Origin of the sequence: Nocardia sp. NPDC005366, assembly GCF_040606855.1 — a bacterium.
GTDB lineage: Bacteria > Actinomycetota > Actinomycetes > Mycobacteriales > Mycobacteriaceae > Nocardia.
In genome coordinates this window covers 272,825-288,831 of sequence record NZ_JBEXFQ010000005.1, presented here as the reverse complement: position 1 = coordinate 288,831, position 16,007 = coordinate 272,825, and the positions used below count along the sequence as shown (strand labels likewise).

At 66.5% G+C, this 16,007-nt stretch carries 16 protein-coding genes; 11 read left to right on the top strand and 5 right to left on the bottom strand.

Annotated features, from left to right (window positions below):
• Window positions 1-224 precede the first annotated feature (224 nt).
• Both ABZS43_RS08730 and ABZS43_RS08725 read left to right on the top strand, forming a co-directional pair.
• A complete protein-coding gene (locus ABZS43_RS08730) occupies window positions 225-1,247 on the top strand; it encodes an alpha/beta hydrolase family protein (protein WP_355035233.1) in 1,023 nt (340 codons plus the stop codon).
• 118 nt (window positions 1,248-1,365) lie between these two features.
• Window positions 1,366-2,601, top strand: a complete 1,236-nt coding sequence (locus tag ABZS43_RS08725) for an Nramp family divalent metal transporter (RefSeq protein ID WP_355035232.1) — start codon at window positions 1,366-1,368, stop codon at window positions 2,599-2,601.
• 19 nt (window positions 2,602-2,620) lie between these two features.
• Here ABZS43_RS08725 and ABZS43_RS08720 read toward each other — a convergent pair whose 3' ends face one another.
• Both ABZS43_RS08720 and ABZS43_RS08715 read right to left on the bottom strand, forming a co-directional pair.
• Window positions 2,621-3,646: an SDR family oxidoreductase gene (locus ABZS43_RS08720; protein WP_355035206.1), complete on the bottom strand. Its 1,026-nt coding sequence runs from the start codon at window positions 3,644-3,646 to the stop codon at window positions 2,621-2,623.
• Between the two features lie 67 nt (window positions 3,647-3,713).
• Window positions 3,714-4,514 carry an enoyl-CoA hydratase-related protein gene (locus ABZS43_RS08715; protein ID WP_355035205.1) on the bottom strand — a complete coding sequence of 267 codons (801 nt, stop codon included), beginning with the start codon at window positions 4,512-4,514 and terminating at the stop codon, window positions 3,714-3,716.
• 131 nt (window positions 4,515-4,645) lie between these two features.
• On the opposite strand from ABZS43_RS08715, the gene ABZS43_RS08710 reads away from it, so the two are divergent.
• Complete coding sequence (locus tag ABZS43_RS08710; RefSeq protein WP_355035204.1) at window positions 4,646-5,962, top strand: TetR/AcrR family transcriptional regulator; 1,317 nt, start codon at window positions 4,646-4,648, stop codon at window positions 5,960-5,962.
• A 5-nt stretch (window positions 5,963-5,967) separates the two neighbouring features.
• Here ABZS43_RS08710 and ABZS43_RS08705 read toward each other — a convergent pair whose 3' ends face one another.
• Complete coding sequence (locus ABZS43_RS08705) at window positions 5,968-7,488, bottom strand: aldehyde dehydrogenase family protein (RefSeq protein ID WP_355035203.1); 1,521 nt, start codon at window positions 7,486-7,488, stop codon at window positions 5,968-5,970.
• A gap of 370 nt (window positions 7,489-7,858) precedes the next feature.
• Between ABZS43_RS08705 and ABZS43_RS08700 the strand changes: the two genes are divergently transcribed.
• From ABZS43_RS08700 to ABZS43_RS08690, 3 genes are read left to right on the top strand one after another with little or no spacing between them, the layout of a single operon-like run.
• Window positions 7,859-8,842 (top strand): ATP-binding cassette domain-containing protein, encoded by a 984-nt coding sequence (locus ABZS43_RS08700; protein WP_355035202.1) that lies wholly within the window; start codon window positions 7,859-7,861, stop codon window positions 8,840-8,842.
• Entirely contained in the window at window positions 8,839-9,669 is an 831-nt protein-coding gene (locus tag ABZS43_RS08695; protein WP_355035201.1) for an ABC transporter permease, read from the top strand. The genes ABZS43_RS08700 and ABZS43_RS08695 overlap by 4 nt, the downstream gene beginning before the upstream one ends.
• Window positions 9,666-10,556, top strand: a complete 891-nt coding sequence (locus ABZS43_RS08690) for an ABC transporter permease (RefSeq protein WP_355035200.1) — start codon at window positions 9,666-9,668, stop codon at window positions 10,554-10,556. Before ABZS43_RS08695 ends, ABZS43_RS08690 begins: the two co-directional genes overlap by 4 nt.
• 319 nt (window positions 10,557-10,875) lie before the next feature.
• On the opposite strand, the gene ABZS43_RS08685 is transcribed toward ABZS43_RS08690, so the two are convergent.
• Together ABZS43_RS08685 and ABZS43_RS08680 are read right to left on the bottom strand one after the other, a co-directional pair.
• Complete coding sequence (locus tag ABZS43_RS08685; protein ID WP_355035199.1) at window positions 10,876-12,072, bottom strand: lycopene cyclase family protein; 1,197 nt, start codon at window positions 12,070-12,072, stop codon at window positions 10,876-10,878.
• A gap of 73 nt (window positions 12,073-12,145) precedes the next feature.
• Complete coding sequence (locus ABZS43_RS08680) at window positions 12,146-12,622, bottom strand: hotdog fold domain-containing protein (protein WP_355035198.1); 477 nt, start codon at window positions 12,620-12,622, stop codon at window positions 12,146-12,148.
• A gap of 497 nt (window positions 12,623-13,119) precedes the next feature.
• Here ABZS43_RS08680 and rpsJ point away from each other — a divergent pair, with 497 nt between their 5' ends.
• The 5 genes from rpsJ to rplB are packed head-to-tail and all read left to right on the top strand — an operon-like array spanning window position 13,120 to window position 15,996.
• Entirely contained in the window at window positions 13,120-13,425 is a 306-nt protein-coding gene (rpsJ, locus tag ABZS43_RS08675) for a 30S ribosomal protein S10 (RefSeq protein WP_003938093.1), read from the top strand.
• A gap of 14 nt (window positions 13,426-13,439) precedes the next feature.
• A complete protein-coding gene (gene rplC / locus ABZS43_RS08670) occupies window positions 13,440-14,105 on the top strand; it encodes a 50S ribosomal protein L3 (RefSeq protein WP_355035197.1) in 666 nt (221 codons plus the stop codon).
• Entirely contained in the window at window positions 14,102-14,824 is a 723-nt protein-coding gene (rplD, locus tag ABZS43_RS08665; RefSeq protein WP_355035196.1) for a 50S ribosomal protein L4, read from the top strand. The genes rplC and rplD overlap by 4 nt, the downstream gene beginning before the upstream one ends.
• Window positions 14,821-15,126, top strand: coding sequence for a 50S ribosomal protein L23 (gene rplW / locus ABZS43_RS08660; protein WP_040686547.1), 306 nt, complete (start codon window positions 14,821-14,823; stop codon window positions 15,124-15,126). Before rplD ends, rplW begins: the two co-directional genes overlap by 4 nt.
• A gap of 33 nt (window positions 15,127-15,159) precedes the next feature.
• The gene (gene rplB, locus ABZS43_RS08655) at window positions 15,160-15,996 is read left to right on the top strand and encodes a 50S ribosomal protein L2 (protein ID WP_355035195.1); all 837 of its coding nucleotides are present in this window, start codon (window positions 15,160-15,162) and stop codon (window positions 15,994-15,996) included.
• The last annotated feature ends 11 nt before the right edge of the window (window positions 15,997-16,007 follow it).

Here is a 16,007-nt window from a genome sequence, read left to right as displayed (position 1 = left end):
GGGCGTATATGATCTGCGCTGGTCAGGGTCGACGAGGATGCGCAGCGGTAACAATGCCCCAGGAAATCCCCCCTGTTGTCACGACAACGGAGGCCGTATGGTCGGGCGTGCTGTCATCCTCGGGGGCGGCCAACGGCCGGCACGCCCATCCGTCATCGATACGAAGTGAAGGTGCGAAATTGATACGTCGACAGACCCGGCGCCGTGGCTCGCGTGCCGCGGCGATGATCGCGGCGACCGCAGTACTCGCGGGAGTCATGTCCGGATTCGGCGCATCCTCGGCGACAGCTGACCCGATCATCGATTCCAAGGCGCTGCTCGCCAATCCGGTCGCGCCCGACGGTTCCAAGATCACCAAGGCCGAGATCAAGGACGCCCGCAGTATCCGGCTGTACGTCTACTCGGCGGCCATGGACGAGACCTTCCCCGTCGACGTGCAGCGTCCCGCCGACGCCTCGGTGCCGCGCCCGGCGCTCTACCTGCTCAACGGCGCGGGCGGCGGCGAGGACACTGCCTCGTGGAACGCCAAGACCGACGCACTGGCGTTCCTGAGCGATAAGAACGTCAACGTGATCCAGCCGATCGGCGGCAAGTGGAGCTACTACACCGACTGGATCAACGACGACCCGACGCTCGGCCGCAACAAGTGGAAGACCTTCTTCACCGAGGAGTTGCCGCCGCTGGTCGACGGCGCGCTCGGCACCAACGGGGTGAACGGCATCGCGGGTCTGTCGACCTCGGGCACCACCGTGCTCGCGCTGCCGATCGCCAAGCCCGGCCTGTACAAGGCCGCCGCGGCGTACAGCGGCTGCGCCCAGACCAGTGATCCGGTCGGGTCGGAATTCGTGAAACTGACCGTCGAGACGTGGGGCGGCGGCGACACTCTCAACATGTGGGGCCCGGATGGCTCCGAGGAGTGGAAGAAGAACGATCCGTACCTGAACGCCGAAGGTCTGCGCGGGGTCGAGCTCTACATCTCCACCGGCACCGGCCTGCCGGGTCAGTACGACACCCTCGACGGCAAATACGCGCTGCCCGGCGCGTACGGCCTGGCCAACCAACTGGTCATCGGCGGCGTGATCGAGGCGGGCACCAACTACTGCACCCACAACCTGCAGACCAAGCTGGACGAACTCGGCATCCCGGCGACGTTCAACTTCCGTCCCAACGGCACCCACTCGTGGGGCTACTGGCAGGACGATCTGCATCAGTCGTGGCCGACCCTGGCCCGCGGCATGGGTATCTGACCCCAGGCGAGATTCCGCGACGCCCCGGCCGCACCGCGAAGGTGCGGCCGGGGCTTCTGCTATCCGGGCGTGCCGAAAAGTTCGGTTACCCGTAAAATAGTTTTCTGTGAGTACAACCCTGGGGGAGCCGCCGCGGTCGGCCACACGACGGGCCGGAGCGTTCTTGGCCCTGCTCGGTCCGGCTTTCGTCGCGGCCATCGCCTACATCGATCCGGGCAATGTGGCGTCCAATATCAGCGCGGGCGCGCAATTCGGCTATCTGCTGGTGTGGGTCATCGTGATGGCGAACGCGATGGCGGGACTCGTCCAATTCCTCTCCGCCAAACTCGGATTGGTCACCGGTTTGTCGCTGCCGGAGGCGGTGCGTGAGCGGTCGAGCAGGCCGGTGCGGCTGGCGTACTGGGGGCAGGCCGAAACCGTCGCGATGGCGACCGATCTGGCCGAGGTCGTCGGCGGGGCGATCGCGCTGCACCTGCTCTTCGGGCTGCCGCTGGTGATCGGCGGGGTCATCACCGGTGTGGTGTCGATGGGACTGCTGCTGGTGCAGGACCGGGGCGGACAGCAGCCGTTCGAGCGGGTCATCATCGGAATGCTCGCGGTGATCGCCGTGGGATTCCTGGCGAGCGTGGTGATTTCGCCGCCGCCCGTGTCGGAGGCGGTCGGCGGTCTCGTGCCGCGCTTCGACGGCGCGGAGAGTGTGCTGCTCGCCGCGGCCATGATCGGCGCCACCGTGATGCCGCACGCGGTGTATCTGCATTCCGGGCTGGCGAGGGATCGCCACGGTCACCCTGATCCCGGCCCGGGGCGCGCCCGACTGCTGCGCGCGACGCGCGTTGATGTCGGGTTGGCGATGGTGCTGGCGGGAACGGTCAACCTGGCGATGTTGCTGATGGCCGCCAACACCCTGCGCGGTCGCGAGAATGTCGACACCCTCGAGGGGGCCCACGCGGCCGTCCGCGAAACGCTCGGACCCGCCGCGGGACTGCTGCTGGCGATCGGACTGCTGGCCTCCGGGTTGGCCTCCACCTCGGTCGGCGCGTACGCGGGGGCGATGATCATGCAGGGTCTGCTGCGGCGCAAGATCGCGCTGCTGCTGCGCCGCCTGATCACCCTGATCCCCGCCCTCGTCATCCTGGCGGCGGGGATCGACCCGACGAGGGCGCTGATCATCTCGCAGGTGGTGCTGTCCTTCGGTATCCCGTTCGCGCTGATACCGCTGGTGCGATTCACCTCCGACCGCGCGCTGATGGGCGAGGACGTGAACCACCGGGGCACCAGCGGTCTGGCCTGGCTGGTCGCGGCGATCATCTCGCTATTGAACGTCGCGCTGATCTACCTCACCGTCGTCGGCTGACCATCCCGCGTGGCTCCGCTCAGACCCAGTTCTCGGCCCAGTACTTCCAGATGAGCGGGGCGTAGCCGGCCAGCGGCGGCACCTTGATATCGGTGCCGGCCAAGGCCGCGGTGGTGTGGCGGCAGTCGAACCAGCAGGTGAACTCGCTGTGCGCCAGCACATCCTGGGGTACGCCCACGCGCGGGAGCAGCCAGTGCGCCCCCGGCACCCGCAGCAGCATCTCCAGAGTGCGTTTGGGCATCACCTCGACCAGATGCGGCGCGCCCGCCTCGTCGGCGAACAGGTTCAGCGCCTCGGCGGCGCTCTGCCTGCGGGGGTTCACCAGGTGATACGTGATCGAATTCGGGCCGTCCCGATGTGCCAGGTGAGCCAGCGCGCGAGCCACGAAATCGACGGGCACCATATTGGTTTCGCCGAGTTTCGGTACCAGGACGGGCAGGATGCGCGGCAATTGCGCGGCCATGCGCAGCAGCCGGAAGAAGTAATACGGCCCATCGATCCGGTCGATCTCGCCGGTCCTGGAATGGCCGATCACGATCGATGGCCGGTAGATGCGCCAGTCGAGGCCGGATTCGCGCACGATCCGTTCGGCCTCGAATTTGCTGCGCTGCATCGGCGAGGCCAGCACCTGGCCTTCGTCGAACATATCCTCGGTGAACAGGCCCTCGTACATGCCGGCCACCTCGATGGTGGAGATGTGATGCAGCAGTCCGGCTCGCAGATTCGCGGCGACGTCCACGACATGTCGTGTGCCGCCGCCGCGTTCGGTCAGGTCGTAACTCGCGGCCAGGTGGAAGACGTGATCGATGGTGCCGCGATATTCATCGAGCCAGGCCGGGTCGATGCCGAGACCCGGCGCGCCGAGATCGCCGTGCACCGGCCGCACCCGGTCGCCTGCCGCCCATTCCCTCGCGCAGCAGGTGAACCGGTCCGCCGAATCGATGCCGGGCCGGACCAGGATGTGGATATCGCCGTCATGATTCAGCAACTGCGGGACGAGGAACCGACCGATGAACCCAGTTGCTCCGGTAACCAGGTATGTCATAGCCGATCAACATAGTCGGCGGAAATCCGCGAGGTGTGGCGGGTGCCACAATCGCGGACGGCTCGGTTCAGTCGGAGAAGACCGGCGGGCGCTTGGTCAGCATCGCCGTCGCGCCTTCGATGAAGTCCGGCGATTCCAGCAGTTCGGACTGCCCCGATTTCTCGGCGGCCAGCGCCGCGTCGAGTGAGGGCAGTGCGGCGGCATTGAGCGCCGCCTTGGTGAGCTCGAGGGCGCGGCGCGGGCCTGCGGCGAGTTTGGCCGCCGCGGCCTCCACCTTCGCGTCGAGATCCTCGCCCGCGTGCACCCCGGCGAACAGACCGGCCGCCTTGGCGGCGGGGGCGGGCAGCCGTTCGCCGAGCAGGGCCATTTCGGCGGCGAGCGGTCGCCCGGCGGCGGCGGCGACCATCGCGGCGGCGCCGCCGTCGGGCATCAGGCCGATATTGATGAAGGCGAGCAGCAGATAGGAATCGACGTCGGCGTAGACGAGGTCGGCGGCCAGCGCGATCCCGACCCCGACGCCCGCCGCCGCGCCCTTGATCCGCGCGATGACAGGAACCGGGCAGTCGATGATGGATTTCACGAGGTTGTTGGCGGCGTCCATCACCATCTCCGAGGTGATGCCGCGCTGCACGTTGTTCGCGGCGGCGGACAGATCCGCGCCCGTGCAGAAATCGCTGCCCTCTCCGGTCAGCACGATGACCCGGACCGAACGATCTTCGGCGGTTGCCAGGAAGGTCTCGCCGAGCGCGACCATCGTGTCGTAGTCGATCGCGTTCTTGCGCTTCGGATTGGTAATGGTGACCCGCAGGATCTTGCCGTCCTTGACCGCGGAAAAGGAGGTGGCGGCTGCGGAATCGGTATTACTCATCTTGTGCTCCTGGTCTGCCATTCGGCGGGCATCGCAACACGAATAGTGGTTAACTTTGCGAATTGTGGTTAACTTAGGGTGATTTGTCCGGCGCTGTCAACACGCAGTGCCGTCCCAGAACGGAGTGGTGCATGGTCGCGGATCGCAGCGAGGTCGATCTCGCTCCCGCGCGGCGTGACCCGGGGAAGAACGGGGCGGGAGCCGACACGGGCGGGCGTGGGGTGGGAGCCGACACCGGCGGGCATGGGGTGGGAGCCGACACCGTCAAATCGGTGCGGCGACGGCCGAAGGACCGCAAGGTGCAGATCATCCGAGCCGCGGCACGCGCCTTCAGCGAGCGAGGGTACTACCCGGTCGGCGTGGACGAGATCGCCGCTGAGGTCGGTATCTCCGGGCCCGCGCTGTACCGGCATTTCGCCAATAAGTACGCCCTGTTGGTGGCGGCGGCCGAGGAGGGCGCACAGCATCTGCTCAGCGTCGCGCAGGCCGCCGACGACCCTCAGCTCGCGCCGGATGCCCGGCTCGACGCCGTGATCAAGGCGATCAGCGAGCACACCATCGAGATCCGCCGCGAGGCCGGGCTGTACCGCTGGGAGCGGCGCTACCTGGAACGCGAAGATCGCCTCCGGATCCGCAAGATCTACGACGACCTCAATGCCACCGTCGCCGCGCCCATCGCGCAGTTGCGCCCCGGCGCGCCGCCGGAGGACATCGCGATGCTGGCCGCGGCGGTGCTCAGTGCCGTCGCCAGTATCGCCGCCCACCGGACCGCGCTCTCCGGCGCGCGCCTGCTGCCGTTGCTGCGTGACATGTGCTGGTCGCTGGTGCGCGCCGACCTGCCGCCGGCGCCGTCGTCACCCGAGCCGGGGCCGGCGGTCAAGGGCCTGCCGGTGACATCGAAACGCGAACAGCTGCTCACCGAGGCGATCCGGATCTTCGGCAGGCAGGGCTACCACGAGGCCAGTATCGAGGAGATCGGGGCTGCCGTCGGCATCAACGCCTCGAGCGTGTACCGATACTTCACCAGCAAATCCGATCTGCTGGCCGCGGCCTTCTACCGGACCGGCGACCGGGTCGCGATGGCGATCACCGAGGCGCTGGCCGAGGCGACCAGCCGCCCCGGCGCGGCATGCGGCATTGCCGAACGCTATGCCAAGCTGACCTTCGCGACGCCGGAGATCATGCCGGTCTACTACGCCGAATTCAGCAACCTGCCGCCCGCCGAACAGCACAAGCTGCGTGCGATCCAACGCCAGAACATCCTGGAGTGGGCCAATCTGCTCGACGGTGACCCGATCGAGGCGCGCTTTCGCGTGCACGCCGCGATCGGTCAGGTCATCGATGTCGGCCGAGCGGTCCGTTTCGATTCCCGGCCCGAGCAATTGGCCCGCGTCATCACGTTGATGGGCGCGGTGCTGCTCGGCGGGAAAGCCGATCCGGAGAACTGAACCCCTCAGCGCGCGTGACGTAGTCGGAACATGGTCATGGCCGCGCGCAGATGACGCGAATGCCGGTCGAAGGTGGACAGATTCACCGCCGCCCGATACTGCTTACGAGCCACCGCGAGCGTCCGGCTGAATTCGCGCAGTCCGTGGTCGCCATGGCTGTGCCCCTGCCCGTATTCGCCGACCCCGCCGAACGGCAGCGCGGGAATTCCCGCGTAGGCGGTCGAGGAATTGATGGTCACCACGCCTACCCGTAACTGTTCGGCGAACGCGTCGACGCTGTGCACATCGCGGGTGAAAACCGAGACCGCGACGCCGTTTCCGGACGCGTTGATGCGCTGGGCCGCCTCGTCCATATTCGCGACCCGGTTCACGATCAGCACCGGCCCGATCGCCTCCCCGGTGACCGCGACGCTCTCCTCGGGAACCTCGGCGAGCACGATCGGGGAGATATACGGTTCGCGTATCGAATCGAGCCCGCCGACGACGGCTCGCCCGCCGCGCGCCAGGGCGTCGCGCACCTGTTTGCGCACCACGTTGACCTGAGATTCCATGATCATCGGGCCGTAGGACGCCTTCCTGTCCGCGCCCGGCCGCAACTTCCTGGCGTGATCGGCCGCCAATTCGAGGAAGGTGTCGAACACCGAATCGGCGACGTACGCGCACTGGATGCCGGTGGGGTTCTGGCCCGCGTTCGCCATCGCCCCGAAAACCGCCGCCTCCGCGGCGTCGTCGAGTTTGGCGTCGACGTGCACGACCATCGACCCCTTGCCGTTGTGCTCGACCACCACCGGGGTCATGCTCTGCGCGCACAGCGAAATCACCTCGCGGGCACCGGAATCCGAACCGGCGTACGCGATCTTGTCCACTTTGGCCCGGCACAGCGCCGCGCCGGTCGTCTTGTCACCGGTCACCACCTGTAGTACCGGCTGACTCGGCGCGAGCTTGTTCCAGCTCTCGGCGAGCCAGACCCCGACGCCGGTGGTGAGTTCGTGTGGTTTGAACACCACGGCATTACCGGCGGCCATCGCGTAGGCGATCGAGCCCATCGCGGTGAAGACCGGGTTGTTCCACGGCCCGAGCACCCCGACGACCCCGAGTGGCAGATAGCCGACCGAGGCTTTCTGATTGCGGGTCAGCCAGGTCGAGCCGAGGCGGCGCCTGCGCAGTGCGCGTGCCGCGTTGCGCGCGGCCCAATCCAGATTCTCGACCGCGAGCATCACCTCGATTACCGCGTCCGCCTCCGGTTTTCCTGTCTCCTCGCACAGGATCTCGACCAATTCGCTTGCCCGCCTTGCAATACTGCGTTTCCAATCGAGCAACCAGCGTTTCCGGGCAGCGAAACCTAAGTCTGCCCACCATCTTTCGGCGGCGCGAGCGGAGCGAACCGCACGGTTCAACTCACCCGCGCCCATTACCGCATACGTTCCGACTGTTTCTCCGGTGCGCGGATCGTAGGACGTCAGCACGTTCGATCGGCCCGATCCACCGGGATACACCACCACTTGTGGCTGCGCGGACTCGGCCATGGTCACCTCTTCGCAGTCATCCCCGCCCTGATACTCACTCGGTACACAGCGACCCCGCCGACGAGTGAGCACATTGGTTCCCCTGCATGCAGAGTATGGTCGCCGCCGCGCACCGACAAGGCGTCGCCGCTGCCCTTGCGCTGCCCCTGATCGGTCCGACCAGCGGTGATCCCGCGACGGCCCGCCCGCGTTCCCGAAATGTGAGTAACAACACAGTTAGGCCGCGCATCGACGGGATACGAGCGCAGGCCCGGTCGTACCGGGCCGGCCCGGTAACATCACGCCAGGCTGTCCGATCACCTCCGGAGGGCGCACTCAGCGGTGCGCTCCGGTGACCGATCGCCGCCCCCCGGCCGATAGTGGAGAGTTGATGCCGAGCTTGAACCAAGCAGATTCGCACGCGAGTGATCCAGCGGTCATCGTGGAGGATGTCCGAAAGTCCTTCGGCGACGTCCACGCGTTGCAGGGCATCAGTTTCACCGCGGCGAAGGCCAGTGTGCTCGGCATCCTCGGACCCAACGGCGCGGGCAAGACGACGACGGTGAAGATCCTGTCCACGCTACTGCGCCCGGATTCCGGCACAGCGGTCGTCGCGGGCCACGATGTGCGCAAAGATCCCGCGAGTGTGCGCCGCTCGATCATGATGACCGGCCAGTACGCCGCGCTGGACGAGAACTTGTCCGGCCGGGAGAACCTGGAACTCTTCGGCAGGCTGATGGGTCTGCGCAAACCCGCCGCACGCAGCCGCGCCGATGATCTGCTCGAACAGTTCGACCTGGTCAGCGCGGGTCGCCGTGCGGTGCGCAACTATTCCGGCGGTATGCGCCGCCGCGTCGACATCGCCTGCGGACTCGTCGTGCGTCCCGAAGTGGTTTTCCTCGACGAGCCGACGACCGGACTCGATCCGCGCAGTCGCCAGGGCGTCTGGGATCTGGTGCAGATACTGAAGAACCAGGGCATCACCGTCCTGCTGACCACGCAGTACCTCGAGGAAGCCGACGTACTCAGCGACCGGATCATCGTCATCGATAAGGGCACGGTGATCGCCGAAGGCACCGCCGACGAGCTCAAGGAGCGGACCGGAGGCAGCTACTGCGAAGTGGTTCCGCTCGATCCCACGCAGATGCCCCATGTCGCCGCCTCGCTCGGCGATCTGGTTCCCGCCGCGGTGCTGGCCGAACTCGACGGTGCCGACCGGATCTCCATCCCCGCGCCCGACGGTGCGGCCACTTTGGCCGAGGCGCTGCGCAGGCTGGATTCCGCCGGGGTCGACCTGGCCGACATCGGTCTGCGCAGGCCCTCGCTCGACGACGTATTCCTGTCGATCACCGGACATTCGGGTAGCCACGCATGACGGCCGCCACCGGCGAGCGAGCCGATCACCGGACCGACCCGGCCGCACTCTTCGCCGAACTACCCGTCGCCGAGCCCTCCTCCTTCGCGCAGTGGCGGGCGCTCACCGGTCGCGTCGTGTGGACCATGGCGACCAAGGGCGAGCTGATCGTCGCCTTCATCACGCCGCTGGTCTTCACCCTCGGCTTCTATCTGCCGCTGCGATTCGTGATGAAGTTCCACGGCATCGACTACGCGCAATTCGTCATGCCGGTCATCGTGTTGCAGACCATGGCCTTCACCATGATGTCGAACGCCCAACTCTCGGCGTTCGAAGCGCTCACCGGACTGAGTACTCGATTGCAGACCATGCCCATCGGCACGCTGGTGCCGCTGACGGCGCGGATCTGCGCGGGTCTGGTCCGCTCGGTCGTCTCGTTGATCGGGGCGGTGCTCTTCGGTCACATGATCGGGTTCCGGTTCGAGGCCGGGTTCGGGCAGGCCGCGCTGTTCTGCGCCTTCTCGCTGGGGGTCGGCACAGTGCTGGCGATCGGCGCCGATGGACTCGGCAGTGTGACCAAGAGTCCGGAATCGTTGAGTCAGGCGCTCACCCTGCCCACCATCATCTTCGGCATGCTGTCGTGCGGTTTCGTCCCGGAGGGCAACTTCCCGGAATGGATACGGCCGTTCGCGCGGAATCAGCCGATCTCCCAGTTCTCCTTCGCCATGCGCGATATGGCCGCCGACGGCGTGACCTGGCAGGTGTTGTGGGTTCCGTTGGTGTGGCTGGGCGGGTTGGCGATCGCGTTCATCCCGTTCGCGGTCTGGGCGAGTGTGAGGCGGGCATGAGTTCGGTGGAGATGACCCTGGAATCCGACGTGACACCCGGACCCGACCCGGATCCGGCGGCGCCGCCGCACTGGACCCCGCTGCCGACGGTCGAGCACGCGAGGTCCGAGAGCGCGTTCGCCACCTGGGTTTCGCACAGTCTCATCCAGTGCAAACGACTGCTCTACGGCTGGGCCCGCGACCCGGCGACCACCATCCAGACGATCCTGTACCCGGCTGTCACCCTGCTGATGTTCCATGTGGTGCTCGGCAATTCGATCAGCTCGGCCACCAGCAAACCCGCCGTCTACGGTCAGGTGCCGATGATCACGCTGGTGGCCGCCATGGCGGGCGCGGTGGTCAGCGCGCTGGGATTCAAGGTCGAGAAGGCCACCGGATTGCTCGGCCGCTTCTGGACCATGCCCGTGCACCGGGCCGCCGGTCTGACCGGGCGGTTGCTCGCCGAAGCGGTCCGGGTGCTCATCACCACGCTCGTCGTCATCGCGGTCGGTTTCGCGATCGGCTTCCGATTCGACCAGGGGCCGCTGGCGGCACTGGCCATGATCGGAATCCCGGTCCTGTTCGGCGTCGGCTTCGCGGTACTGGTCACCGCGTTGGCGACGATCACCGAGGGCGTGATGCTGGTCAGTCTCGTCAGCATCTTCAACACCCTGCTCATGTTCTTCAACACCGGTTTCGTCCCGGTCGGGGCCTACCCGGTGTGGTTGCAGGATGTCGTGGGGAACCAGCCGATGAGCTGCGCCATCGACGCCATGCGCGGACTGTCCTACGGGGGACCGGTCGCCGAACCGCTGCTGAAGACCGTGGCATGGACGGTCGGCATCGTCGCCGTCTTCGGCTATCCCGCGATCCGCGGTTATCAGCGCGCCGCCGAGACGGGAGCCTGAGTTCGTCACTCCGAGGCACCGGGACGGCGACGTTCCCGGTGCGTTTTTCCGGAAATATAGGACTGGTACTGGAGCGCGGTGGCCTATGTCCGAAGAATCACCTCATCCCCGATGGTGTCTTCGTTCCACTCGGTGCATTCAAGGACGAGCCTTCATGGATGCCGGTCGACAAGGTCATGATGGTGGTCGAGGTCACCAGTTCCGCCAGGAGATCCGGATTCCGTTCGGGAAGCCGCTCGAACTACCCTCGCCTTTCTCGTTCACCTTGGAAACGGTCGAATTCGACTAGGGAACCTTCAGGGCGGGTGGCGACGGCACATCATTCGACGCGGCGGGACAGCTGCTCCGAAACCCCGGGGAAGTCGAAATCCAGCCAGCGATCGCGGTTGGTCCAGCCGACCAGATCGTAGCGCCAGCGGAACGGCCAGGTGTGGGCGACGGTATCGAACAGCACCTTACCGAGGGCGGTGTAGTCGTCGTGGGCCGAGAGCAGGGCGCGCTGCCCGCGTTCGGATTCGGTGAAGAACGCCTCGAACATGGCGATCGATTGGTCGGTGGTGAGTCGGCCCAGGCCGTACAGGCCGCGCATTCGCATCCAATAGACCAAGCGCGCCCGCCACGGCCACAGCGCCTCGACCGGATCGCGACCTTCTCGCAGCGCGGCGACGGCGGTATCGACCAGGGCCAGTGAATCGGCGACGCTGTAGCCGGTGCACGGGTGCATCATCCCGCCGCGGGAGCCGAACGCAATCGCGGCGCGCACCCCCTTGCGCGGCGGCGGCTGATCGAGGGGATAGTGCGCGGCCTCGCTCGGTTCGTCGCCGGTGAGCCGGATGCCGTGGGCGGCAAGACGATTGAGAGTGCGCCTGCGCAATTCGTGCTGCGGCATGCCGCCGCGCAGCCCGAGGCTCGTCTCCTCGAAGACGACGGTTCCGTCGCCGAGCGGCACCGCGTACAGGAACGAGGGCGGCTCATCCGGTCCCGCGCCGTTCTCCGGCCGCCAATCCAGCAGTAGCCCTTCGTTATCGGCGACCATGGGGGCGGCGGTATCGGCGTCGACGAAGATGCCGTGGGCGCTCGCCGCGCGCCGCTGACCGAGGGACGGCAGTCCGCGGGTATCGAAAACCGTTGCGGCCCTGAGTATCGTGCCATCCGAGAGTTCGACCTCGTCGGCGCCGACCCGGGTCGCGCGGGCGGCGAAGACGGTCGCGTCGTCCAGTGGCAGCGCGGCGTGCAGACCGGGTTTGGACAACACGCAGTACGGGCGTTCGATCCGGTGCTCGGTCGCGGTCCAGACGGTGGGTGCGGGGATGCGGACGGCGATGACGTCGGCGGGCAGCCATTCCGGCAATTCGTCGACCCAGCAGGAGAAGGTGGGCGGCCACAGCCGGTCCGGGCGCGGATCGATAGCGGCGACGCGGAATCCGGCCAGCATCGCGCGATGGGCCAGCGCACGCCCGGTCGGACCGAGCCCGACCACGGCGATATCGAAGTCGCGGACCGCGCTGTCACTCATAAGGGCATTCAAATCGCTCGGGATCGGCCGGTGCAACTACCGGTGGCGAACCGCGCCGCGTGGCGCCCGCGCGCTATATGGGCGTGACCCAGGTGGTGATGTCGGCGTGTACGACCTCGACCCCGTGCTTGTCGTAGATCGAGACCGGCACGATCACCTCGCTGCCCTCGGTGATCCGCGTGAAATCCGGCACCTCCGCCAGTCGCGCCACCGCGCGCAGCCCGGTTTCGGCCTTGGCGAGGTAGCGCACGTTCATCGCCTTGGGAATCCAGCGGTGGGTCGACGGCACCGTCGCCTCACTGAGCATGCCCATCGCGACCTCGGCGAGATTGCACGCCGCGATCGCGTGATAGGTGCCGAGGTGGTTGTTGATGCCGAACCATTTGGGCGAGGTCACCTCGCACAGTCCCGGCTCCAGCCGCACCACATTCGGCAGTACGGTGCCGAAATACGGCACCCGCGCCACCATGCCCAGTGAGAACAGCGCGTGGCCCAGGCGATTGTCCGGCAGCTTCTTCCAGCCGCGATAGGTCGCGGTCTCCTTCGTCATGCCGGTATCTTACTCAGAAGTAAGTTCGATGCGGGCGCGACACGGGCATACTGGGTGAATAGGCCCTCGAGCTGCGCTTTCTCGGATGTGAGTGGCGGCGGTGGGGGCGGATTTGAAGTGGCAAGGGGCATCGGGCATACTGTTCGGGTTGCCTTGCACCGGGCCGCGTCTGTTCCCTGAGTGGAGTCGAACGAGGTCGGGCGAGGCGAGTAGTACCCAATCATGTACCTCGCTGTTTATCAGCGTGGGTACGTCCGGGACGAACGTTCCAGGCCTGAGATGAAGTTTCGATCCGGGCAGAGGAATGGGCGGAAAGGCGACACGCCCGACCGCGTGGACCGGAGAACCATGACAGATGAACAGCGGCGAAGATCGGGCGGTGCCCGGTCGTAGGTCTCTTCTGAGGCGTCTTTCGTGTGTTCGGACTGTGCAAATGAGGGTGGTACGGAAGCTCTGCTTCCGGATCACGAACGAAAGCGGAGAAAAGGACACTTAGCGTGGCGGGACAAAAGATCCGCATCAGGCTCAAGGCCTACGACCACGAGGCGATCGACGCGTCAGCGCGCAAGATCGTCGAGACGGTGACCCGTACCGGGGCACGTGTCGTCGGCCCGGTGCCGTTGCCCACCGAGAAGAACGTGTACTGCGTCATCCGTTCGCCGCACAAGTACAAGGACTCGCGCGAGCACTTCGAGATGCGTACGCACAAGCGGCTTATCGACATCCTCGACCCGACGCCGAAGACGGTCGACGCGCTGATGCGCATCGACCTGCCGGCCAGCGTCGACGTCAACATTCAGTGACGGGGACTCGAGATATGACTGACAACAAGAACCGGCCTGCGGCAGGGATTCTGGGCACCAAGCTCGGCATGACCCAGGTCTTCGACGACAAGAATCGGGTCGTTCCGGTCACCGTCATCAAGGCGGGCCCGAATGTCGTGACCCAGATCCGCACCGTGGAGCGCGACGGCTACAGCGCCGTCCAGATCGCCTTCGGCGCCATCGACCCGCGCAAGGTGAACAAGCCGACTTCCGGCCAGTTCGCCAAGGCCGGCGTCACCCCGCGCCGCCACGTCGCCGAGATCCGCGTCGCCGACGCCACCACCTTCGAGATCGGCCAGGAACTCTCGGCCGATGTCTTCGAAGAGGGCGCCTACGTCGACGTCACCGGCACCAGCAAGGGCAAGGGCTTCGCCGGCACCATGAAGCGTCACGGCTTCGCCGGTCAGGGCGCCTCGCACGGTGCGCAGGCCGTGCACCGTCGCCCGGGTTCCATCGGTGGTTGCGCCACCCCCGGCCGCGTGTTCAAGGGCATGCGTATGTCGGGCCGGATGGGTAACGACCGCGTCACCACCCAGAACCTGTCGGTTCACAAGGTGGACGCCGAGAACGGCCTGCTGCTGATCAAGGGAGCGATCCCGGGTCGCAAGGGCGGCGTCGTGATCGTCAAGAGCGCCGTGAAGGGTGGTGCGCACGCATGACCGTCAATACCGAGAAAAAAGGTTCCGCGGAGAAGTCCGTGAATCTCACGCTGCCGGTGAAAGAGATCGGCGGCAAGACCAACGGAACCGTCGACCTCCCCGCGGAGATCTTCGACGTGACCGCCAATATCGCGCTGATGCATCAGGTCGTCGTGGCGCAGCTCGCCGCGGCACGCCAGGGCACTCACGCCACGAAGACTCGTGGTGAGGTCCGCGGCGGTGGCAAGAAGCCGTACCGGCAGAAGGGCACCGGCCGCGCCCGTCAGGGCTCGACCCGTGCGCCGCAGTTCGCCGGTGGTGGCGTCGTGCACGGCCCGCAGCCGCGCGACTACAGCCAGCGGACCCCCAAGAAGATGAAGGCCGCCGCACTGCGTGGCGCCCTGTCGGATCGGGCCCGCAACGAGCGTATCCACGTGATCACCGAACTGGTCGCCGGGCAGACCCCGTCGACCAAGACCGCCAAGACCTTCCTGGCCGAGATCTCGGACCGCAAGAAGTTCCTGGTCGTCGTCGGTCGCGAGGATGTCGCCGCGTGGAAGAGCGTGGCGAACCTGGAGAACGTGCTGCCGATCGCTCCGGACCAGCTCAACACCTACGACGTGCTCAACAGCGACGAAGTGGTGTTCAGCGTCGAGGCCTTGAACGCCTTCGTGCACGGTCCGACGGAGTCGGCACAGAATGAACAGTCCGGCTCTGCTGTTCAGGAGGAGAGCAAGTGACCACCATCGCCGACCCCCGCGACATCCTGCTGGCGCCGGTCATCTCGGAGAAGTCCTACGGACTCATCGAGGAAGGCACCTACACCTTCATCGTGCACCCGGACTCCAACAAGACGCAGATCAAGATCGCCGTCGAGAAGGTTTTCGGTGTGAAGGTGACCAGCGTCAACACCGCCAACCGTCAGGGCAAGCGCAAGCGGACCCGCTTCGGTTACGGCAAGCGCAAGGACACCAAGCGCGCGCTCGTGACCATCTCGGCCGACAGCAAGCCCATCGAGATCTTCGGAGGCCCGGTCGCGTAAGCGGGCGGGAATCCAGAAAGCAGAGAAGAACTCATGGCAATTCGTAAGTACAAGCCGACTACCCCGGGTAGGCGCGGGTCGTCCGTTTCGGACTTCGCCGAGATCACCCGGTCCACCCCCGAGAAGTCGCTGCTGCGTCCGCTGACCAAGAGCGGTGGCCGTAACGCGCACGGTCGTATCACCACCCGGCATCGCGGTGGCGGCCACAAGCGTGCCTACCGTCTGATCGACTTCCGTCGGCTGGACAAGGACGGCATCCCGGCCAAGGTCGCTCATATCGAGTACGACCCCAACCGGACCGCCAATATCGCGCTGCTGCACTACGTCGACGGCGAGAAGCGCTACATCATCGCGCCGAAGGGCATCGCGCAGGGCACCCCGATCGAGTCCGGCCCCACGGCCGACATCAAGCCGGGTAACAACCTGCCGCTGCGCAACATCCCGACGGGTACCACCATCCACGCGGTGGAGCTTCGTCCGGGCGGCGGCGCCAAGCTGGCCCGTTCGGCCGGTATGAGCATCCAGTTGCTCGGCAAGGAAGGCCCCTACGCGACGCTGCGTATGCCCTCCGGTGAAATCCGCCGCGTCGACGTGCGCTGCCGCGCCACCGTCGGCGAGGTCGGCAATGCCGAGCAGTCGAACATCAACTGGGGCAAGGCCGGCCGTATGCGCTGGAAGGGCCGCCGCCCCACGGTTCGTGGTGTCGTGATGAACCCCGTCGACCACCCGCACGGTGGTGGTGAGGGCAAGACCTCCGGTGGTCGCCACCCGGTCTCGCCGTGGGGCCAGCCGGAAGGCCGCACCCGTAAGCCCAACCGCCCGAGCGACAAGCTCATCGTCCGCCGTCGCAAGACCGGCAAGAAGCGCTGAAGGAGGAGGTA